This is a genomic window from Segetibacter aerophilus, from assembly GCF_007991655.1.
GTDB lineage: Bacteria > Bacteroidota > Bacteroidia > Chitinophagales > Chitinophagaceae > Segetibacter > Segetibacter aerophilus.
In genome coordinates, this window is record NZ_BJYT01000006.1 from 133,656 (window position 1) to 156,828 (window position 23,173).

The 23,173-nt window shown below is 40.0% G+C and carries 18 protein-coding genes; 15 read left to right on the forward strand and 3 right to left on the reverse strand.

What is annotated here, in order from left to right; translation table 11 throughout:
* The first annotated feature begins 108 nt into the window (after positions 1–108).
* The 11 genes from SAE01_RS09375 (at position 109) to SAE01_RS09425 (ending at position 16,006) form a co-directional block, all read left to right on the forward strand.
* Entirely contained in the window at positions 109–1,074 is a 966-nt protein-coding gene (locus tag SAE01_RS09375; RefSeq protein WP_147203495.1) for an ABC transporter ATP-binding protein, read from the forward strand.
* Positions 1,071–2,642, forward strand: coding sequence for an ABC transporter permease/substrate-binding protein (locus tag SAE01_RS09380; RefSeq protein ID WP_147203496.1), 1,572 nt, complete (start codon positions 1,071–1,073; stop codon positions 2,640–2,642). Before SAE01_RS09375 ends, SAE01_RS09380 begins: the two co-directional genes overlap by 4 nt.
* Before the next feature lie 4 nt (positions 2,643–2,646).
* Positions 2,647–3,792: an ergothioneine biosynthesis protein EgtB gene (egtB, locus tag SAE01_RS09385; protein ID WP_147203497.1), complete on the forward strand. Its 1,146-nt coding sequence runs from the start codon at positions 2,647–2,649 to the stop codon at positions 3,790–3,792.
* Between the two features lie 5 nt (positions 3,793–3,797).
* Complete coding sequence (locus tag SAE01_RS09390; RefSeq protein ID WP_147203498.1) at positions 3,798–4,736, forward strand: L-histidine N(alpha)-methyltransferase; 939 nt, start codon at positions 3,798–3,800, stop codon at positions 4,734–4,736.
* A gap of 388 nt (positions 4,737–5,124) precedes the next feature.
* Entirely contained in the window at positions 5,125–6,228 is a 1,104-nt protein-coding gene (locus SAE01_RS09395; RefSeq protein WP_147203499.1) for a putative type IX sorting system protein PorV2, read from the forward strand.
* A gap of 35 nt (positions 6,229–6,263) precedes the next feature.
* Entirely contained in the window at positions 6,264–11,369 is a 5,106-nt protein-coding gene (gene porU2 / locus SAE01_RS09400) for a putative type IX secretion system sortase PorU2 (RefSeq protein WP_147203500.1), read from the forward strand.
* Positions 11,370–11,496: 127 nt separating this feature from the next.
* Positions 11,497–11,874 carry an RDD family protein gene (locus SAE01_RS09405; RefSeq protein ID WP_147203501.1) on the forward strand — a complete coding sequence of 126 codons (378 nt, stop codon included), beginning with the start codon at positions 11,497–11,499 and terminating at the stop codon, positions 11,872–11,874.
* 137 nt (positions 11,875–12,011) lie between these two features.
* Positions 12,012–12,248: a hypothetical protein gene (locus tag SAE01_RS09410; RefSeq protein ID WP_147203502.1), complete on the forward strand. Its 237-nt coding sequence runs from the start codon at positions 12,012–12,014 to the stop codon at positions 12,246–12,248.
* Positions 12,248–12,649, forward strand: a complete 402-nt coding sequence (locus SAE01_RS09415; protein WP_147203503.1) for a type II toxin-antitoxin system VapC family toxin — start codon at positions 12,248–12,250, stop codon at positions 12,647–12,649. The genes SAE01_RS09410 and SAE01_RS09415 overlap by 1 nt, the downstream gene beginning before the upstream one ends.
* 102 nt (positions 12,650–12,751) lie before the next feature.
* Positions 12,752–14,608, forward strand: coding sequence for a Fe-S protein assembly chaperone HscA (hscA, locus tag SAE01_RS09420; RefSeq protein WP_147203504.1), 1,857 nt, complete (start codon positions 12,752–12,754; stop codon positions 14,606–14,608).
* Between the two features lie 72 nt (positions 14,609–14,680).
* Entirely contained in the window at positions 14,681–16,006 is a 1,326-nt protein-coding gene (locus SAE01_RS09425; protein ID WP_147203505.1) for a hypothetical protein, read from the forward strand.
* Between the two features lie 22 nt (positions 16,007–16,028).
* Here the strand turns inward: SAE01_RS09425 and SAE01_RS09430 are convergent, their stop codons facing one another.
* The 3 genes from SAE01_RS09430 to SAE01_RS09440 form a co-directional block, all read right to left on the reverse strand.
* Complete coding sequence (locus SAE01_RS09430) at positions 16,029–18,110, reverse strand: YfhO family protein (protein ID WP_147203506.1); 2,082 nt, start codon at positions 18,108–18,110, stop codon at positions 16,029–16,031.
* Between the two features lie 167 nt (positions 18,111–18,277).
* A complete protein-coding gene (locus SAE01_RS09435; RefSeq protein WP_147203507.1) occupies positions 18,278–19,309 on the reverse strand; it encodes a glycosyltransferase family 2 protein in 1,032 nt (343 codons plus the stop codon).
* 1 nt (position 19,310) lies between these two features.
* The gene (locus tag SAE01_RS09440; RefSeq protein WP_147203508.1) at positions 19,311–19,901 is read right to left on the reverse strand and encodes a riboflavin synthase; all 591 of its coding nucleotides are present in this window, start codon (positions 19,899–19,901) and stop codon (positions 19,311–19,313) included.
* A gap of 103 nt (positions 19,902–20,004) precedes the next feature.
* On the opposite strand from SAE01_RS09440, the gene rpsU reads away from it, so the two are divergent.
* The 4 genes from rpsU to SAE01_RS09460 all read left to right on the forward strand — a co-directional run bounded on the left by rpsU (position 20,005) and on the right by SAE01_RS09460 (position 23,094).
* Positions 20,005–20,202: a 30S ribosomal protein S21 gene (rpsU, locus tag SAE01_RS09445; RefSeq protein ID WP_147203509.1), complete on the forward strand. Its 198-nt coding sequence runs from the start codon at positions 20,005–20,007 to the stop codon at positions 20,200–20,202.
* Between the two features lie 68 nt (positions 20,203–20,270).
* The gene (locus SAE01_RS09450; RefSeq protein WP_147203510.1) at positions 20,271–21,173 is read left to right on the forward strand and encodes a tyrosine recombinase XerC; all 903 of its coding nucleotides are present in this window, start codon (positions 20,271–20,273) and stop codon (positions 21,171–21,173) included.
* A gap of 130 nt (positions 21,174–21,303) precedes the next feature.
* The gene (locus SAE01_RS09455; protein WP_147203511.1) at positions 21,304–21,990 is read left to right on the forward strand and encodes a response regulator transcription factor; all 687 of its coding nucleotides are present in this window, start codon (positions 21,304–21,306) and stop codon (positions 21,988–21,990) included.
* Positions 21,991–22,050: 60 nt separating this feature from the next.
* On the forward strand, positions 22,051–23,094 hold the full coding sequence (locus tag SAE01_RS09460; protein ID WP_147203512.1) for a sensor histidine kinase: 1,044 nt from the start codon (positions 22,051–22,053) through the stop codon (positions 23,092–23,094).
* Positions 23,095–23,173: the final 79 nt, after the last annotated feature.

Consider the following 23,173-nt stretch of genomic DNA (forward strand, 5'->3'; position numbering starts at 1 on the left):
AATTTGAAAGCTGTTGCTGAACGCTTGCTGCCAAGTAGCGACAGTATCCCAAGTTTCAAAATATGTATCTTACTTTTTCACTCGAAAATCAAACATGTAGTTTTTGGAATGATCCGATTACAAAATGTAAGCAAACAATATTCTAATGGCAAAGCAGTAGATGATATCTCCTTCTTCATCAAAGAAGGTGAAACGCTCGTGCTTTTGGGAACCAGTGGTTGCGGAAAAACAACCACCCTCAGAATGATTAACCGTTTGACTGAGCCAACGCAAGGAGACATCACTATAAACGGACAGAATATAAAAACACAATCACCCGAATTACTTAGAAGAGGAATTGGATATGTACTACAACACCATGGTTTGTTTCCTCACTATACAGTTGCAGAAAATATTTCGATCGTTCCCAACTTGCTAAAATGGACCAAGGAAAAAACTACAAGTCGCGTCAATGAATTACTGGAAAAACTAGAACTCCCCTTAAAAGTTGCAAACCTTTACCCGGCACAATTAAGTGGAGGGCAACAGCAACGTGTTGGCCTGGCAAGAGCCTTGGCCGCTAACGCACCTGTTCTACTGATGGATGAACCGTTAGGTGCCCTTGACCCCGTGACCCGGGCAAGCATAAGAAAAGAGTTCAATACACTTGACGAGCTGAAAAGAAAGACGATTCTTATGGTAACTCATGACGTGCAGGAAGCCTTTGAATTAGGCGATCGCATCTGCCTGATGAACGAAGGAAAAATTGTGCAGATCGGTACAGCTACAGAACTATTGTTTAAACCTTCCAATGATTTTGTTTCCACCTTTTTTAAAGAACAACGCTTTCAATTGGAATTGGAAAGTATCCAACTAAAGGATATCTGGCAACTTCTACCTAAAACAATTGAAGGAACAGACGAAAAGGTGCTATCGCCTGAAACTACATTGTGGGAAGCAATAGACACAATATCGCAGGCAACAGGGTTGGGAGCTGAAAGATTTGTTACGACAGTAAACAATCAAAACAAACAAGTTGAAACAGGTTCTTTGATGGCTGCTTACACAGCTTATAAAAATTCATTTACTGCATGAATGAGCAGCAACAAAGTCTGTGGAGTTTTATACAGCAACAATCTGATAAGTTGCTCCAACAAACGGCTGCTCACATTGGACTGACCTTCATTTCCCTGCTCCTTTCCATCATCATCGGAATTCCTTTGGGCATTTGGATCAGCAGGAAAAAGCAATGGAGCGGTACGGTGCTGGGCATTGCAGGTGTACTTCAAACCATTCCAAGTATTGCCCTACTTGGCTTTATGATACCCTTGTTAGGTATTGGGGTTAAACCTGCAATTGTTGCGTTGATGCTGTACGCATTTCTTCCAATTATTCGTAACACATTCACTGGTATTAACCAGGTTAATGCAGCGGTAACCGATGCGGCAAAAGGCATGGGCATGACTTCTAATCAAATACTTTTTAAGGTTGAGTTACCACTTGCTATGCCGGTTATACTTGCCGGCATCAGAACAGCCACCGTCATCAACGTTGGTGTAGCAACCCTCGCAGCTTATATCGCTGCCGGTGGTCTTGGCGAATTCATTTTCGGTGGAATTGCTTTAAACAACACCAACATGATTTTAGCCGGTGCAATTCCTGCTGCTTTGCTTGCAATCTTTTTTGATTTTTTGCTTGCGCGCGTTCAGCAACTTAACATTCGAAATGCCCGCATTTCTTTGATTATTTTCCCGATTATATTGATTGTTCTCTCCTCTTTTTACCTCCTTCCTGCTACAATAAAAGGCAAGATGCTTGCTGGCTTTACGCCGGAATTTATGGGAAGAAGTGATGGATATCTTGGGTTAAAGGATAAATACAAATTAAACATAAGAACGGTAGTTATAAGCGATGCAATAATGTACAAAGCGGCTTTCGAAAACCAACTCGATGTGATCAGCGGGTATAGCACGGATGGAAGATTGAAAGCGTACGACCTTGTAGTGTTAAACGATGATAAAACCATCTTCCCGCCTTACTATGCAGCACCAATTGTGAGACAGGATGCGTTAATAAAGTACCCCGAACTTGAGCCTGCGCTAAATTTATTATCAGGTAGAATTAAAGACTCTGTTATGACTGATCTTAATTACCGCGTTGATCATTTAAAGGAGTCTCCTGAAAAAGTTGCGAAGGAATTTCTGATGAGACAAAATCTATACAAAAAACCTCGAAACGGAAACAAAGGAATAGTAAGGCTAGGTTCAAAAATATTTGGTGAACAGTACATTTTGTTACAGATGTATTCAATGCTGATAAATGGCAACACCGACCTCCAAGTAGAAACGAAAACAGGGCTTGGTGGTACAAAAATTTGTTTTGATGCTTTAAACAACAACCAGATTGACATGTATCCTGAATATACAGGCACTGGCTTGTTGGTTATACTGCAACCAAAGAATAATATTGTTCAGGAGATTATTGGGAATAAAGAAAAAGTGTACGAATATGTTCAAAAGGAGTTCATCAACCAATACAAAATAAAATGGTTGAAACCTATTGGTTTTAATAATGCTTATGCCTTAATGATGCGGAAGAAGCAGGCCGATGAATTGCACATCCGAACTATTTCCGATTTAAAAATGTTTATCGATAATAATTAAAAGAATGGATTTTTTAGAGCGTTATAAAATAGTCAGAAAACGAACGGAAGACATTTGCAGACCGTTGGAAACGGAAGATTTCGTTGTTCAACCTGTTGCAGATGTAAGTCCACCTAAGTGGCACATTGGTCATACAACCTGGTTCTTCGAAACATTCATACTTAAGAATTACTTGCAGGGATATAAAGAATTTAACCCCGAATACAATTATGTATTCAATAGTTATTACGAAACAGTTGGTGCGAGAGTTATCAGGACTGATCGCGGTAACTTAAGCAGGCCCACTGTAAAAGATATTTTTCAATACCGGAAGTATGTAGACGACTCAATGGAGCAATTGCTTTCTACAGATTACGCAAACGAGTTGAATGAGCTTCTTGAGCTCGGCTTTAACCACGAAGAACAACACCAGGAGCTTCTGTTAACTGATATAAAATATATTCTGGGAAATAATCCCTTGTTTCCAGCTTACACTCCCTCAATTGAAACAATCGAACATAGTTCAGTTGAGAGCTTTATAACAATCGATGAAGGAATTTATGAAATCGGTTTCAACGGATCGAGCTTTTGTTTCGATAATGAATTGGGAAGACATAAAGTGTATTTGCCTCAATTTGAAATAGCTACTACACTGGTGACTAATGGAGCATTTATTGAATTTATCGAAGCTGGAGGTTATACTGATTTTAGACATTGGCATGCAGAGGGATTGGATTGGGTGAAGAACAACAACATTTCTGCTCCCATGTACTGGCACTCAATATACGGAACCTGGCATCATTACACTTACACTGGATTAACTCCTGTAAATCCCCACGACCTTCTGAACCATATAAGTTTTTATGAAGCAGCGGCTTTTGCCGCATGGAAAGGCATGCGCTTACCCACAGAATTTGAGTGGGAAGCAGCAGCAGACAAATTTACGTGGGGACAACGTTGGGAGTGGACCGAGAGTGCTTACCTGCCTTACCCTGGTTTCAAAAAAGCTCCCGGTGCAATTGGTGAGTACAATGGAAAATTTATGGTCAATCAAAAGGTATTGCGTGGTGCTTCGGAAGTTACATCACCCGGCCATAGTCGTATTACTTACCGCAACTTTTTTCATCCCCACCTTCGCTGGCAATACACCGGTATCAGGTTAGCACAATAACAAACATGAGTCAATTTCTAGAGGATGTTTTGAAGGGTCTTTCTGCGAAAGAGAAATATTTGCAGTCAAAATATTTTTATGATGCGAACGGCGATAAGTTGTTCCAAAGTATTATGGGCTCAAAAGAGTATTATCCTACAAAATGTGAAATGGAAATTTTCACGCAAAAAACAAGCGAACTGGTTACAGTACTTACGGGGCAGAATAAAGAATTTGATATCGTTGAATTAGGTGCCGGTGATGCTACGAAATCGGTCCATCTACTAAAAGGGCTTCTCGATAATAAAGTAACCTTTACCTATTTTCCCGTTGATATTTCTGCTAACGTAATTGACCTGTTGCAGAATGAACTTCCTAAAAAACTTCCCACATTAAAGCTGCAGGGTTTGAACGGGGAATATTTTAAAATGCTTGAAAAGGCAAAGACATTATCTGATAAAATCAAAGTGGTTCTTTTTCTAGGTAGCAATATTGGCAATGTTCCGTTGGAAAAAGCAGGTGACTTTGTTACATTGTTAAGACAACATTTGAAACCGGGCGATCTTGTCTTAATCGGCTTTGATTTAAAAAAAGATCCAAAAACAATTTTAGATGCTTATAACGATAGTTGCGGATTTACCCGAGACTTCAATCTAAACTTACTACGAAGAATCAATAACGAGTTACAAGGAAATTTCAACCTCGATAATTTCTATCACTATCCCACCTACGACCCCGCTACAGGGGCAACCAAAAGTTATATTGTCAGCAAAGTAGAACAACAGGTAAGCGTCGCAGAAAACCTCTTTGATTTTTCGGAGGGAGAGTCAATATTTATGGAGATCTCACAAAAATATACTGTGCAGCAAACTGACGAACTAGCAAAACAAACAGGCTTTGAACCTATTCATCATTTCTATGATACAAAGAAGTGGTTTTTGGACGCGATTTGGAGGTGCGTGTGATATAAGAAGTAAAGCAAGAGACAGCTCAAACCATTTTATCAAATAAGCAGCAAAAGTGTTTTTAAACGTGTCTCAAGCAGTGGTTGTCCGGCTATGATTTTAAGTAATGGTATGCAGCGGAGTGGGTTGTAGGAAGAAGTACCACATTGTTATGCAGTTGAAGTGATTGCGACGCAACGATGATGCTATGAAAAACCTACTGCCCGTATTAAAAAAAGTTCATTTATAAGATGGCTCTGAAAAGAGAGCGGCGAGGTCGACACCGACAAAGACAATAGTTACCAAATTAAAGCGTTCATTCTTTTACAATAGATCTCATTAATTTTTAAAAACTGACATTATTCCCTGATTTTTACTTTAATTATTGTTGATTTTGTAATTTTTCTTCATGAAATTGAAAGAACTAGGTGCCTTTGTCCTTGCGATAATGGCGTGTGTGAATGCATCGGGACAATTTAGAAAATATTCTAATGAATTTCTAAACATCGGAGCCGGAGCCCGGGGTCTTGCAATGGGCGGTGCCCAGGTAGCATCGGTAAAAGATGGAACGGCAGGATATTGGAACCCCGCCGGATTAGTAGGCGTGAAAGAAGTTCCTTCTTTGCACTTAATGCATGCAGAATATTTTGCCGGAATTGGAAAATACGACTACGCCAGCCTCGCAATTCCTCTCCGCGACGAGAAAAGGGTAGTAGGGTTATCGTTATTGCGCTTTGCAGTTGATGACATTCCCAATACTCTATTTCTTGTAGAACCGGATGGTTCAGTCAACTACAATAACATCAAAACTTTTTCTTCGGCCGATTACGCCTTTCTCTTGTCCTACGCACAAAGTGTGATAGACAACGATGATGAGAAATTGAGCTTTGGCGGAAATGTAAAAATCATACACAGAAAGGTGGGCAGTTTTGCCACAGCATGGGGTTTTGGAATCGACGCCGGTGCACGTTACCAGAAAAATAACTGGAGTTTGGGCGCCACAGTTCGCGACCTTACAACAACTTTTAATGCATGGTCTTTTTCTTTTAATGAAAGAGAAAAAGAGGTCTTATATCTTACAAACAACGACATCCCCGTAAAGTCTACTGAACTTACTGCTCCGAGGCTAATTCTTGGAGCTGCGCGACTTTTTCCTTTCAGCGAGAAATTTAGTTTGACTGCCGAGGCTAACCTCGATCTTACTTTCGATGGACAAAGAAATACGGTAATAAGTAATAAAGCTATCAACGTAGACCCGAGGATTGGCTTGGAAGCTTCTTATAACGAAACCGTCTTTTTTAGGGCAGGTATCTCCAATTTTCAGAAAGCACTTGCTGACGCAGATACGCTTAACCAGAATAAAGTTTGGGTGTACCAGCCAAGTGTAGGTGCGGGTTTTAAGATAAACAATGTAATGATTGATTACGCTTTTACAAACCTGGCTAATCAGTCAAATCCCCTATATACCCATATTTTTTCGCTGCGGGTAGATCTCACAAAAAACAAGAAATAGGCGTGGTAGCAGGTACTACATATAATTTGAAAAGCATGAAAAAGGTTTTTGTCTTTATTCTATCATTACTATTCGCAGGTGTTGCTATTGGCCAATCTTACTACAACGAATGGATTGATTACAATAAAACGTATTATAAATTCAAGGTCGGCTCTACCGGTTTATATAGGATTTCTGTAAACGATTTAACTGCTATAGGGCTCGCTAGTGAAGGGGCACAAAACTTTCAACTTTGGAGAAATGGTAAGCAGGTGCCTTTGTACACGAGCACATCAGCAGGTGCTTTGGGAAGCGGAGGTTATATCGAGTTTTGGGGTGAAAGAAATGATGGCGTTACAGATCGCGATCTGTATAGGAATCCCAACAACCAATTATCGAATAGAGAAAGTTTACTAACAGATACGGCTGCTTTCTTTTTAACCGTAAACACAACCGGTAATAATCTCAGGTTTTCTCCCACTGACAATAATCTTACAGGAAATACAAGAGCCGCTGAGCCTTATTTCATGTATTCGCTGCGACATAGTTTTAAAGACAGAATACATAGAGGCCAGGCATTGGTCGCTGGCAGCGAGTATGTGTATTCAAGTACTTATGACGCTGGCGAGATGTGGTCTTCGTTTGATATTTACCCTGCTTCTCCTGCGGCTGTTAACTTTAACGATCTGCAGGTTGCTACTGCCGGGCCAGCAGCTAGTTTCAGCGTTGCCATGGCGGGAAGTGCGCCCAACAACCGCGACTTCAGAGTGGACTTAAACAATACTTCTATTATCGATACTACCATCAGCGTCTTCGCTTCGCGAATTAGTAGCAACCCTGCTGTGCCTCTAGCGGTGATAGCCTCAAATACCGCTTCCTTCAAAATCACCAATAAAAGCTCCAATGTAAACGACCGGATTGTTTCCAGTTTTTTTGAGTTAACCTATCCCAGATTGTTCAATTTTAGCAATCAATCAACTTTTGCTTTTTCTCTGCCTGCGTCAGCCGCTCCAAAATATATCGAAATCACCAACTTCAACGCCGGTGGTTCTGTTCCAGTTTTATATGATTTAACTAATCTTCGCAGGTACGTTGCCGATGTCTCTACTGTGGGAGTGCTTAAGTTTCTTGTTCTTCCATCTGCTACAGCGGCCAACCTTACTTTGGTAGCACAAAACGCCGGGAATGCAAAATCAGTCGGCACGTTACAACAAAGAACATTTATTGATTATCATGCTCCCGCTAACCAGGGAGATTTCATGATTATTACCCATCCTTCTTTGCAGGTACCCTTTTCTGGCGCTAACCAGGTGGAATTGTATAGAGCTTATAGAAGTTCTGCTGTGGGCGGTGGTTACAATGGTAAGATTTATGATATCGACCAGTTGACGGATCAGTTCGGTTACGGTATAAAGAAGAATCCGCTTGGAATAAAGAACTTTCTTCGATACGCCAGGAACACTTTTTCAGTTGCGCCAAAATTTGCTTTCCTGGTTGGAAAGGGTTTAACCTATTCTGACTATCGTGAAAATGAAAGCAATCGAAATGCAGACAGGTTGAATTTGATTCCAACTTTTGGCTATCCCGCTTCAGACATTTTACTTGCTTCAAACAGCCTTGACCCCGTGATGAGTACTTTCATCAGTCGCTTGTCTATTTTATCTCCAAAAGAATTGGCGGAGTATTTAGATAAGGTAAAGCAATACGAGCAGGCGCAGCAAAACACGACGCAGACGTTCGACAATAAAGCGTGGATGAAAAACATTGTGCATGTAGTAGGTGCTAACGATGCCAGCTTAGATCAAAGCCTTTCGAGTTATATGAAGAACTACCAGACCATTGTGGAAGACACGTTGTTTGGTGCAAAAGTTACTAATTTCAACAAAGCCTCCACTGGTCCTGTTACGCCCATTGTTAATAGCTTAATGAGTAGTTTATTCCAACAAGGCATCAGCATTCTCTCTTATTTCGGTCACTCTTCGGCTTCTTCATTAGACTATAACCTCGATGATCCAGCAGCTTATAACAACACAGGGAAATATCCAATGTTCCTTGTAAGTGGTTGTAATGCCGGCGACTTGTTCTCTTTTGATACATCCAGGTTTTCTTTCTTAGGAACTTTATCAGAGAAATTTGTGCTGGCACCGAATAAGGGTGCAATTGGTTTCATAGCAAGTACGCATTTTGGTATAGATACCTACCTTGACTATTACAACAGGTATTTATACAAATCGATAGCTACAACTGGTTACGGAAAGAGCATCACTTTTAATATCAATGAAGCTATTAACGCAGTTAACAGTTATTTCGGAACAGAAAGCCTTGGAGGAAGATTGCACTCTGAAGAAAATACACTTCATGGTGACCCGGCCATAAAAATTAATAGTTTTCCAAAGCCTGACTTTGATGTGGAAGATCCGATGGTGCAGACGGTGCCTAATATCGTTTCTGTCGCTGACACAAAGTTTACCGTAAAAGTTCAGTTGTATAATATAGGTAAAGCGACAGGCGATTCTGTAATGGTTCAAATCAAGCATCGCTACCCTAACGGAACTGATACTTTGATTTATAATAGACGTATAAAATCAGTTCGTTATAATGACTCAATCTCTCTTGAAGTTCCCATTGTCGCCACTCGCGATAAGGGTGAGAATAAGATCATTGTTACTATCGATCCTGAAAATGCATATTCCGAACTAAGCGAAACAAATAATACTGCTACCAACACCTTTACTATTTTCGAAGATGAGCTCACACCCGTTTATCCTTACAATTTTTCTATCGTAAATAAGGCTAGTCTAGAACTGGCAGCGAGCACGGCAAACCCGGTGGTAGATAGCCGACAATATTTGATGGAAATTGATACGACCGAAAATTTCAACTCGTCATTTAAGGTAAGTCGCAGTGTAGCATCAAAAGGTGGATTGATAGAATTTGATCCCGGATTTTCATTTACGGATAGTACCACTTATTACTGGCGCGTCGCACCGGCTTCTTCAACTGCCGTCCGCTGGAATACAGCCTCATTTACTTATATCAGTGGTAGTAATGTAGGCTTCAACCAGTCTCATTTCTTCCAACACAAAAAATCAACTACAACAGATATAGCTATCGACAGCGCTTCGAGGAAGTGGCAGTTCACCTCGAAGCCCAATACCTTAACGATTGTCAACTCTGTCTTCCCCGTAAGTGGCGACGAAGACAATCACTTTAGTTTTGCCATTAATGGCATCATAAGAGCACAGAGTGCATGTCTCGGTCATTCTATCGTATTTTTTGTTTTTGATCCAATAACACTCAAACCTCTATACAACCAGGCAGTTCCATCTACTACAGCTGGAGTATTATCGGGTGGCTTCATGGGCAGTGCTGCGAATTGTGGTAAGAATCTTCGTGAGTTTAATTTTGAATTTTCTTACATGGACACTGCCTCCAGAAGAAAGATGAGAGATTTTATCGATTGGATACCTTCCGGTTATTATGTCGCTATGCGTCTTAACCTCGATGGTCCTTATGATCAAAACCCTTACGTAGACGTCTGGAAGAATGATGCTGCCGTATACGGCGAAGGAAACACTTTGTACAACAGGTTAAAAAGCGCGGGCTTCTCAGATATTGACGCGTACACCTACGCACGCACTTGGGTTTTCGCCTATAGAAAAAATAATACTTCTTTCACGCCTGTCTCTAAAATGAGCAGCGCACTTGAAAGAGTGACTTTAAACGCCACCATTAACACACCGGCAACTGCGGGATATATTAGTTCTCCTGCCTTTGGCCCTGCCAAAACATGGAAAGAGGTAAAATGGAGAGGCGCCAGTGTTGAAGCTGCACCACGCGACGTATATTCTGTAAAAGTGATTGGCATTACCTCTACAGGTAGAGAAGATACTTTATACACTTTGCAGCCTAACCAGCAGGATTTTGCTTTGACTAATGTGAGTGCCGTTCAATATCCTTACATCCGTTTAGGCATGCCTAACCAGGATCTTGATACTGCTGCATTAACGCCTTACCAATTGCGCTACTGGCGATTGTACTATGATCCTGTTCCTGAAGGCGCCCTTGCTCCTAATATTGTTTATCGTGGAAAAGACACGTTGGAAGTGGGTGAAAAACTGAATTTCTCTATAGCTTTCAAAAATGTGAGCGATGGAGTATTTTCTGATAGTCTGAAAGTGAACATGATCGTTTACGATAAGAATAACGTCGCGAATGTTGTTCCCGTTCCAAGACGAAAAAGCTTACAGCCGGGGGATACCACAAGCGTAAGTTATTCCATCGATACAAAATCGTTACTTGGTAACAACACCCTCTTTGTTGATGTTAACCCAACACCCGGGCAGCCCGAGCAATATCATTACAATAACGTTTTGTATAAAAACTTCTTTGTAAAAGCTGATACTTATAATCCAGTAATGGATGTAACGTTCGACGGCGTGCATATCCTAAATGGTGACATTGTTTCTGCCAAACCAAAAATTGTAGTCAAGCTCAAGGATGAGTCGAAGTTCCTCGCACTAGATGATACATCGCTGACAACCGTTTTTGTACGCTACCCAGGCAGCAATGGAAGACTGCAACGTTTTGCCTTTGGTACCGATACGCTTAGGTTTGTTCCCGCGGACTTGGCAAGCGGTAAAAACGAGGCTACTATTGAGTTTTCTCCGGCCTTTTTGCAGGATAGCGAAGGAGACTTTTACGAGTTGCATGTAAAGGCGAAAGACAAAAGTGGTAATGCTACAGGAACGATCGAATATAGCGTAAGGTTCCAGGTGTATACCAAGCCGATGATCTCTAATATGTTCAACTATCCAAATCCCTTTACGACTTCTACGGCCTTTGTGTTCACGGTTACCGGAAGTGATATTCCTCAAAACATCAGGATCCAAATCATGACGATAACGGGCAAAATAGTTAAGGAGATTACAAGGCAGGAATTGGGAAACCTGCATATAGGCAGAAACATTACTGACTACAAGTGGGATGGCACTGACCAGTATGGACAAAAGCTCGCAAACGGCATTTACCTGTACCGCGTCATAACTAACTTAAACGGTGCATCACTCGACAAGTTTAATACGACAGATGCTAACGGCGATAAAATAGATACTGATAAGTATTTCAATAAGGGCTATGGTAAAATGTATTTAATGAGGTAGCTTTTTGTAACCAGCGTATGAAAGTCTATAAGGCATTGTTGCGTCGCACTCTTGTACGCCAGTAGAAGACGCACCGGGCTAGAAATTCATTGCAAATGCTCATGTTGTTTTTGGGTAAATTTGCGTTATGAACGAAGTAGGAATAGGCAGTCGTGTTATAAATTTCTCTGTAGATACCATTCTCATTGCTTTAATAGCGTATGGATTGTACAAATGGAACAATTTCTACGTGTACTACTGGCAGCATAAGTTTTATCCTTTCTACCTGTTTTTCTATCCGATGGTTTTTATTTACTACACCCTCTTTGAAGCGTTTGCCGGTCGTTCACCAGGCAAATGGCTCTCTATTACAAGAGTGAGAAACCTAAAAGGAGAGAGGCCGGCGTTTTACCAGGTCCTCCTAAGATCACTTTTGCGGTTAACCTTTATCGACATGTTTTTCATCATCATTTTCGATCGTCCCTTGCACGACCAGCTAAGTAAGACAAGAGTGGTCGAAGCATAATCAGGTTGGTGGGAGACGAGAGTTTGAACCTTTTACAGCAAGCTTTCCTAAATTCCTCAATCAGTTTTGTTATCAAAACGAACAGGGGACGGAGTTGTTGAATTACTTTTTTAACTTTAGCTCTATATGTAATTACAATGACCTACACCGAAAACCATATTATTGAGACGTACACAAAATTGCTCGAAGGCTTGAATGCAAACAGCAAGCTTGAACTAATCGAGAGACTTTCAAAATCGGTAGAAGAAGACAAAAAGAAAGAAAAGGCATTCTATAACTCCTTTGGTGGTTTTTCGTCGGAAAAATCTGCAGAAGAGATTATCAAAGAAATTAAAGAAACAAGAAAGTTTAGAAACAAGGATATAGAGCTCTAATGCAATATCTTCTAGACACAAATATTTGCATTTTTTTCCTTCGTGGCAAACTTGATCTTGATCGGGTGATTAGAGAAAAAGGAAGAGAAAATTGTTTCATTTCTGAAATTACTGTCGTTGAACTTCGCTTTGGTGCAGAGAACAGCAATCACCCCTTTAAATCCCATGAGGCAGTCGATAATTTCCTCGCAGGTATTTCAATAATACCTATCTACAGTTGTATAAACTTATATGCAAAAGAAAAGGTGAGGTTACGACGACTTGGCACGCCAATAAATGATGAATTTGATTTATTGATTGGAGTTACCGCAATAGAAAACAAACTGATCTTGGTTACAGATAACACAACGGACTTTCAGCGATTAGAAAAAATTCAAATCGAAAACTGGTTCAATCGGTAGTATACCTCCCTTTGATAATTAAGATAATCTGGCTTACCACAATTCCCCAAATCAAAAACCTCTTGTAATTTCTTATGCTACATTTGCAGAAATAGCAGAAAAATGGCCAAAATAGGAATCAACATAGCTACCGGAAGTTTGCAAAAAGAAGAGATGATTGTGGGTATAGACCTGGGAACAACCAACAGCCTTGTTGCCATTATCCATCCTGAAACTAAACAGCCAATCGCCTTAAAAGAGCATAACTCAAGCAGCCTTGTTCCGAGTATTGTTCACTTTGATGATGCTGGCAATGTAACGGTGGGAGAGGGGGCGAAACAATTCCTGGTAACAGAGCCGCACAACACCGTTTTTAGTGCGAAGCGTTTGATGGGCAAAAGCTACAACGACATCAAGGATAACGCATCATTTTTTACCTATAAAGTTATTGACGACAATACCGAAAGCCTGGTAAAAGTGCAGGTGGGAGATAAGTTTTATTCACCAATAGATTTATCATCTTTCATCTTAAAAGAACTAAAGCAACGTGCTGAACATATCTTGAAAACCCCGGTCACGAAAGCCGTTATAACCGTTCCCGCTTATTTTAACGATGCGCAACGACAAGCAACCCGAGATGCAGGTAAACTTGCAGGACTTGATGTACTTCGCATCATTAACGAACCTACAGCAGCAAGCCTTGCATACGGATTGGGCCTGGGAAAAGAAGAAATCAAAACGATCGCAGTGTACGACTTAGGCGGTGGAACTTTTGATATTTCCATTCTCCAAATTACCAATGGCATTTTTGAAGTACTGAGCACAAACGGCGATACTTACCTCGGTGGCGATGATTTTGACAGGGTTGTTGTACAGCATTGGATGGCACAATCCGGACTTTCAGAGGTGGAGCTTTTTGGCAATAAAGAATTGTCTCAGACCCTAAGATTAAAAGCTGAGGAAGCCAAAAAACAATTAAGTAGCACAGATAGCTTTGAAGCTGAAGTAAATGGTGACTTATTGAAAATTTCAAGAATGGAGTTTGAAACACTAATAGCTCCATTAATTGAAAGAACAATCAAAAGCTGTAAAAATGCGATAGCTGACGCGAACATTTCAACGAGCGAAATCGAAAGCGTGGTTATGGTTGGCGGCAGTACAAGGGTACCGGCAGTGATTAAGGCTGTAAGCGCTTTCTTTGGACGACCCGTTAATGATTCAGTCAATCCCGATGAAGTAGTTGCTTTGGGTGCAGCCATCCAGGCAGATATTCTGGCAGGAAATAACAAAGAATTCTTACTACTCGACATAACTCCGCTTAGCCTCGGTATTGAAACAATGGGGGGTTTGATGGACGTTTTAATTCCTAGAAATTCTAAAATTCCAACCAAAGTAGGCCGACAATACACCACCCATAAAGATGGCCAAAGCGGAATGCGAATAAGTGTTTTTCAAGGTGAAAGAGACTTGGTACAAGACAATCGCAAACTGGCAGAGTTCAATCTATCAGGTATACCTGCTATGCCGGCAGGGTTACCAAAAGTTGAAGTTTCCTTCTTAATAAATGCTGATGGAATTTTAGTGGTAAAAGCAAAAGAACTCCGTAGCGGAATTGAGCAAAGTATAGAGGTAAAACCTCAATATGGTTTGAGTGATGAGGACGTAGAAAAAATGTTGCTCGACAGTATTACCAACGCAAAAGATGATATAGCAAAACGGGCATTAGTCGAAGCGCGGACTGAAGGCGAACAACTGCTTGAAACAACCGAAAAATTTATAGGGAAGAATGCTTCGCTGCTAACGCAACAAGAATTGATCGCTACAGCTGAAGCGATGCAAGCGCTACAACTTGCACTAACAATGGAAGACAAAGATCTAATGCACAGAAAAGTTGAAGAACTGAACGATATCAGCCGGCCGTACGCAGAACGAGTAATGGATATGGCCGTAAGTTCTGCAATGAAAGGAAAGTCGGTTTAACATTCATTCATTTTCACCCTGTCCTAACCTTCGTATTATTTTTCATTGATTTATCGTTTCTATATTTAAATCATGAAAAGTAAAACCTTGCTTGTTTGTATTGTACTACTTGCAGGAATAAACATACTATTCTTCTGGCCAGGAAATTTGTATTTTCTAAATGACGATTTGCTGCATATTCCACTAACAGATCAAGGGCATTTATTTCAGACAAACTCTGTTCGTCCCGTGCACGAATTGTTGGTTAGGCTTGATTTGTTTCTTTGGGGAAGGCATTCATATGGGTATCATGTTAGCGCTTTATTACTCCATTTTGTTGTCTGCCTGCAACTTTATGACCTCTGTCTTTTAATGCAGCTACGATGGTTGAAAATTGAGAAACGGCAAGCAGTACACGCGTCTTTATTAGCAGTCGTGCTGTTTTTAGCTTACCCCCAATCGTCCGAGTCCTTAGCCTGGATCCTGGGAAGAACACCGGTTCTTTCAGCAATTTTCCTTATGATGACTTTCCGCCTGTTTTTTATTGAAAGGTATCGGTGGCCGATTTATATAGCTGGCGCTTTTTTGTTTGCAGCGGCTCTCTTTACTTATGAACAAAGTGTGTTATTACCCATAGCTCTGTTAGGAGTTGCTTTTTTAGAGAAGCAAAAAGTAAAAAGAAAAGGAATGATTGTGTATGCTTCCGTTTTGTCTGGGGTCGATGTAGTGTACGTGATCGTAAGAAAGTTAATTACGACTGAAGTAGTTGGAGACTACGAAGGAAGCAACCTGTTGGCCTTTAATTGGTCAACGTTACTGGCAAATGCTTTCCGTATTCTTTCTAGACTTGTATTAAATCCAGCTAATAAAAATGTATTCATTTGTGCGGTTGTTATATTGCTTGCTGCGGTTGGTTCATTAATTTTTCTTTTCAGACGGATGGCTTTAAACACAGTAGCAATTGCTTTTTTTGGTGGAAGTATTTTATTGTTGATTGCTCCGGTGATTTCCCTTGGACTTGCTGTAAACTCATTCGAATCCGGCCGATATCTTTATTTGCCGTCTATATTTTTTGTTGCGGGAATAAGCATTGCTGCTGTCTCCGTCTTTTATCACTCAAAAAATTTAAGAAGGCCGGTATCGGTAATTTTAATATTGGTTACAGGATATTGGTTGCTCGGAAAGTATACTGCATCACATCACTATTTTGAAGCTTCTACATATGCTCAAAATACAGAACAGAAGATTCAGCAGCATTTTAAAGCCACTTCAGATACTTTATATATCGATACTTTGAATGTTACTATTAATCGCTTACCGGTTTTTAGATTAGGCTTTAAAAGGGGCATAAATTGGCTTAATCATAACATCGATACAAACAAGATTATTGTGAGAAACTATATTGAGGAAACGAAATGATTTATTTCAACCAGGCTTTTTGTTAATCATATTCTAACACGTTGCGTCCTCTTTTCTTAAAAATATAAATAGAGATGAAAATCACCATAAAGCTTACGAGGCTGATGCCCGTAAAAACGTATAGCCAATTGTCTTCGTAACGAAAGGTTACAGTATGTGAGCCTTCAACTAGCGGAACCGACAAGAAAGTAATAAACGACTTGTTTACCTTAACCTCCTTGTTGTCAACTTTTGCTTTCCAAAAACGATAGTGGTTCTGTAGCAACACAAGAGAATCACTTTGGTTTAAATTTACGTTAGCGGTAATTTCTTGAGAAGAAAAAGAAGTGACGCTTATGTTCTGATCGTGGTAGTAGTGACTGCTACCAGAACTATCAATATCACTTTTCAAAAAAACATATGGAAAATCATTGATAGTATGGGGTAAGTTGCTATTAAAATAGGCCTCGGTATTAACAAAATAAGAAGGGTAGTCTTGTAATTGGGTAATTCCAATCTTCCTGTTATAGAACCCCCAACTTCCAATTAGACCAGTTGTTTTGGTCGGCAGTGTGTCGATGTCTTTTATACTTATTAATGGTGGTATTACAATCCCTTTAGGGCTTTTGTCATATTGCTGTTGTATTTCTGATAGCGTTACAACCCCTACCCCTGAAAAAGGCAGATAAAGAATGCTATTAAGAATTAGATCGAGAACTATGATAAAAGACAGCTTTTTTAAGTCTCCCTTCATCGCTAACAAAGCGATTACAATTGTTAAGTTTATAATCAAGCTGACGAGCAGAACATGCGGGAAAGTCAAACTATCTATAACACCCTTTAAACCTTTTATGGTGTCTTTTGAATAATTAGTGAAATGATCGAGGTTCGTTACCAACACAAAACAAAGCAGGACTATACCGACAACAAGGATCGATTTCAATACTGTTCTTAGCAGGGCCAATTGGCTTTTGCTTTTTCTTTCGATCTCCATAAAGGCAAACCCAGCCAGCACACAGAAACAGCTTATCGTGAAGACTCTAAACTCGCCGTTCGTTCTTATGTAGCCTAGGAAAGGTAAGTTGGAATAGAGCAGCCTTTTTAGATAACCTCCCGTACTTAGCACTAACATAAGAACGCCGCAAACAAGTAACGAACGAACTATAAAGCTTTTGTTTCTTAATTGCGTAAGCACTAAAGCAAACCCTGCAATAGAGAAATAAGCATTTCGCATTGCAAGGTCATCAGTGAAAAAAGATGCATTTTTGGTAGTAGCAAACGGGTACAGAAGCGAGAGATATGATGACAAAGAAAACCCTGTTTGCATAGCGCCTTTGGTGGATTGCTCAGCAGCTGCGCCTCGCCCGTATTCAGGTAGAATGCTTAGGTAACTATAAAGAGCCGGAGAGTAAAGTACTACAAATACTCCAATTGAAATGGCATGATACAAGAGCAACCGTTTCCAATTTTGCCTAAGAGTTGGATTAAGAATAAGAAAAGAAACAGACAACGTAAATAGAAAATAAACGCTTCCAATGGGTATAGCAGGATGACCGCCGGCGAAAACCATGTAGTCGGCGATGGCTAAAAGGAATGCATTTTTTATAGCCTGATTCTGAAAAAGGGCTAAAAATCGTTGAAGTAAAAATGGTAGAAAAGCAGCACCTGTGAGGAAGTTTATATGTTGTAGCTCGCCGGTAAAAAAGCCTGAACACATATACATAGTCGCTATTGTAATGGATATAGTTGGGGTGAACTTTAGATACCTCCCTAAGTGATACATGGTAATGCCTGCCATATAAATGTATAAGAGCACCTCTACAGTGAGCGTATAAGCGTTATACCCGATAATGGCTCCAAAAAACCAGGTAATTGGGCTCCAAAATGCAAAACCGGGATCAGCATAAACGGGGAAACCGAAATTTAAATAGGGATTCCATAAAGGCAGGGAGACAGAACGAAGCGACTGGGTGAAGAAAAATTTATTTGGGAAGTTATCGCTGAAGGCATCATTCTTCATCCCGAAATGAAAGGTGCTTAAAGGCAAATACGCCAATAAAAGAATGACTAGCAAAAGCAGGTAAGGTTGAAGCTTGCTCAGTTGCGAAGTCCTTTGTTTATTCAAAAGTTGCTGGCTTTATAGAGGAAATGCGAGGTATTCTTTCAGTAATCAAAAATTGAAAAAAAGTTGCTTAAAGATATGCCGATGAACGAAATGCGTCGCAACGATGACTCAACGAAAAACAAATGCTTGTATCAAAATGAAAATCAAATGTATACAAAGGCATTTTGCTATAGCTCATGCTTTTTTAGCTTGCTAAACTCCTTTATGTTATTAATATAATATTGCCAGGCCACGGAGGTTTTGAGCACGAAAGGGATCGACCATAACGCTTTCTTTTTAGCAGGAAACTTATCCTTTTCAAAAATCAGCCATTTGATAAAGTCTTTGTAAGCCAGCAATACTGCCTTACAATTATTCCAATCGTTCATTAAAAAGCGCAACGCGGCGGCAAGATCTAAAACGAGTCTCGTAGGTATCAACCAAAGATTAACGTACCAGGGAGAATTTCGAAAACACATAATAATGTTGTTTCTGAAATTGAGGTACGTTTTACGCGGAGATTGGTGCGAAAGCGTGCCACCACCGAGGTGATATATATAGGAGTCTGGGCAATACTTAACCTTATAACCTTCGGAGATAAAACGCCAGCACATATCAATTTCCTCTGAATGCATAAAAAAGAAATTATACATCCCTTTTACTTTCCAATACGCCTCTCTTCTAACTAAGCAGCATGCACCGCTCGCCCAAAAGATTTCTGTTTCCTGGTCGTATTGTCCGCGGTCAGTCTCCGAGGCGTCGAAAATTCGTCCACGACACAAAGGGTAGCCAAGAAAGTCAATCATACCGCCAGCGGCACCTCCATGTTCAAGTAGCGTATGATCTTTTAATGAAAGCAATTTAGGTTGACTGCTTGCGATGGTTGTATCGCTTTCCATCATGCTGACTAGGGGTTCAATAAACGAGGGGGAAACTTCCACGTCGGAATTTATCATTAAGTAATAATCCTCATTTAAAAGACTTAAACCTTTATTGTAGCCTCCGGCAAAACCATTGTTGCCGTCAAGTTCAATTACTTTTATAGCAGGGTAGGAGGACTGAATGTAGGCAACCGAATTATCGCTGCTTTTATTGTCAATAACATACACAGTATAATTCGGATAAGTTAGTTGTTGAAGCTCGGGCAGTAATGATTCAAGAAATTTTTTCCCGTTCCAATTAAGAATGGCAATAGCAACAGAAGGAGCAGGTTTATTCATATTATTTCTGTAGTGCTAACATCCTGTTTAAATATTTTCCAATCATATCAAACTCGATGTTTACTGTACTTCCTTCTTTAACCTGTTGTATGTTAGTGTGGGTATAAGTATAAGGTATGATCGCCACTGAAAACGTATCTCCACCTACATTAAAAACAGTAAGGCTAATGCCGTTTAAGCTAATAGATCCTTTCTCAATAACCAGCGATGCAAACTCTGTGGGAAACTGAAACTGAAATTCCCAACTTCCGTCGACATCTTTTTTTTCAATGCAAGTTGCGGTTGTGTCAACATGACCTTGCACGATATGCCCATCAATTCTTCCGTTGAAAGTCATGCAGCGTTCCAGGTTCACCAAAATGCCCTCCTGCCATTCAAAAAGGTTCGTTTTTTTTAGCGTTTCTTCTATAGCAGTTACACGATGGCGTCCCTCAAGGACTTCTTCTACAGTAAGGCACACGCCATTATGAGATACGCTTTGATCAATTTTTAACTCATTTGAAATGGGTGATGAAATCCAGAAAGTGGTGTTAGTACCTTGTTTTTCAATTGAATGAACAATACCAAATGCTTCAATAATTCCTGTAAACATGCCTGCAAATTACCGCTCTTTTTAAAAAATCTTCAGATATTTGGAATTTTAAACACTTATCCTATCTTTGCCATCCAAAAATTTACCAAAGGAGGTATCTACTATGCTCATTATTGATTCAAAAGATTGCGAAAACATTGACAAAGCGCTTAAAAAATATAAAAAGAAATTTGAGAAATCAAAGACTTTATTGCAATTAAGAGCCCGTCAGTCTTTCACTAAACCTTCTGTTGAACGCAGAACGCAGGTGTTGAAAGCAATCTACCGTCAGCAAATGGCTAACGGCGAATTTGAAAGTTAATTTCAGTTTTCTTAAACATATTTAAACTGGTAGTTGTAAAGTAATAACTTTAGGCTATCAGTTTTTTTATGTCCCAATCTTTCTATCCACACGTCCAATCTTTTATACAATACCTGCAGTTCGAGAAGCGATATTCTCAGCATACCATCATCTCTTATCAAACTGACCTCGACCAGTTTTTTGCGTTTCTGGCTAGCCAATACGATAGTCCTTCTCTAACGGCGATTACACCAGGTTTTGTGCGATCATGGCTTGCTGAAATGCGAAATGAGAACATCACTCCTAAAAGTCTAAATCGTAAAATATCCTCTCTAAAGTCTTTTTTTAAGTACCAGATGAAAGTGGGCGAGGTAAAGCAAAGCCCAATGACGACTATCATTTCTCCGAAAGTTGGCAAACGGCTTCCTTCCTTTGTTTCCGAAAGCGATATGGATACCCTACAGCAGTACGTTGAGTTTCCGGATACCTGGAAAGGCCAAACAGATAAATTGTTATTGGAGTTGTTTTATGGGACCGGGATGCGATTGAGCGAATTAATTGGTATTAAAGAAAGTCAACTCGATGTGGCCAATGGCCAGGTGAAAGTTTTAGGAAAGGGTAACAAAGAACGGATTATACCGGTTTCAAAAGAGCTGGCAAATCAGCTCGCAAATTACATTAATGATAAGAGCAGCCATTTTTCAAACCTGACTTTTTCGAACCTTTTTGTAAATGAGAAAGGAAAGCCGCTTTACCCAAAATACGTGTACAATGTCGTGAAGGCAAATCTCTCATTGGTTACAACTCTGCAAAAGAAAAGTCCCCACGTATTGCGCCATACGTTTGCAACCCATTTGACAAATAACGGGGCTGACCTAAATGCAGTCAAAGAATTGCTAGGACATAGCAGCCTTGCTGCAACCCAAATCTACACTCACAATACTATAGAAAAACTCAAAGACGTATATAAAAAGGCGCACCCAAAGGCTTGAACTGAAGGAATTCTTTCTAGCATTTGATGAGGTGTTTTCTTGTTTATAAAAAAATGAGTTAACAATTATATAATGCCTATAGTACTGCTGCAGGTTACCTTAAAATTACTTTTGTGTAAACAATTTGTTAATGGAGGCCAACTTAAAAAAGGTTTTGATAGTTGATGATGAACCGGATATTCTTGAGATCATTTCCTACAACTTGATAAAAGAAGGATACCAAATCTTAACTGCTAAAAACGGAACCGAAGCGCTAGAAAAAACTGCCTCTTTTAAACCCGACCTCGTTATCCTCGACATCATGATGCCTAAAATGAACGGGGTAGAGGTTTGTAGAATTTTGAGGTCAAAACCGGAATATAACAATACGCTCATCATCTTCCTTACAGCGTTAAGTGACGAGTCTTCGCAAATCAAAGGCCTTGAAACAGGTGCTGACGATTATGTCAATAAACCTATTAGCCCGAAAGTTTTGACAAGTCGGGTAAATGCTATCTTAAGAAGAATACACAAAGAAGAAGAAGGTAAAACGCTCCGCCTTGGAAACATGATCATCGACCCTGAAAAGTTTATGGTAATTATAGATGGTAAAGACGTAGTGCTTGCAAAGAAAGAATTTGAACTGCTTTACTTGCTTGCATCAAAACCCGGCCGTGTGTTTTTAAGAAATGAAATCTTAAGCCAGGTTTGGGGCGCAGAGGTAATTGTGGGAGACCGTACGATAGATGTACACATAAGAAAAATAAGACAGAAGCTTGGGATAGATTGTATAACAACAGTAAAAGGCGTTGGTTACAAATTCGAATTGCAGGATTAAAAAATCCGTTAATACTCCAAAAGGCACCTTTAAGCTTCATAGCTGTTGTAAATTCGTAACATGTTCGCAACTAAAAATCTTTCACCACAACAGCTTTCACTATACACTGCGGCAATCTTAACTTTCCCGATAACAGTTGGCTATTATGTGATGCATCCAAAGTGGTGGGTGTCTTTAATTGTGTTTGCGATTGTTTTTTTGGGCAGCTTTCTTCTAATAAAATTTACCCTTGAGCGATTTATTTATCGCAAAATCAAACTCATCTACAAATTCATCTACCAAACTAAGGCATCAAAGCGCGAAGAGACTTATTATAAATACATACTTCCGCAAAAAAGCATCGATGAAGTGAGGGAAGATGTAGAAAAATGGGCATCGCAACAAAAAGAGGAAATCGAAATTTTAAGAAGTAACGAAGCCTACAGAAAAGAGTTTCTTCAAAACCTTGCACATGAATTCAAAACTCCCATTTTTGCTATCCAGGGTTATGTCGATACGCTGTTAGACGGGGCAATGGAAAACAAAGAAGTGAGCAAACGTTTTTTAGAAAACACGGCTCGCAATGTCGACAGGCTCGTTACCCTAGCTAGTGATCTCGATGAAATAACTAAGCTGGAAAGTGGTGAACAACCTTTAAACAAAACCCACTTTATTATACAGGATCTGATAAAAGAAATTTATGATTCTCTATCTATAAAAACTGCCGCTAAAAATATAAGAGCTTCCATCAAAAAGGGTTGTGATCAACCGGTGTCTGTATTTGCCGACAAGGAAAAAATCAAGCAGGTCATCAGCAATATTGTAAGTAATTCAACTAAATACGGAAAGGAAAACGGTCATATCGTAGCAAGCATTTATAAAACGGATGGCCAGCATGTTTTAATAGAAATAAGCGACGATGGCATTGGCATAGCAGAGGAACACCTGCCTCGGATCTTTGAAAGATTTTATCGCACCGATCGCGGTCGCAGCCGTGATGTCGGAGGCACCGGCCTCGGGCTGGCGATTTGCAAACACATCATTGAGGCTCATGGACAAACCATTCATGTTCGTAGTAAGCCCGATATAGGAACCACTATTGGTTTTACCCTGGATGTCAAGTAATATTTCTATGTATCCAGCTAGAGTAATTCTGTCAACTTTGGTTGCGTCGCACTCTTGTACCGCCGTTCATTATTCAACC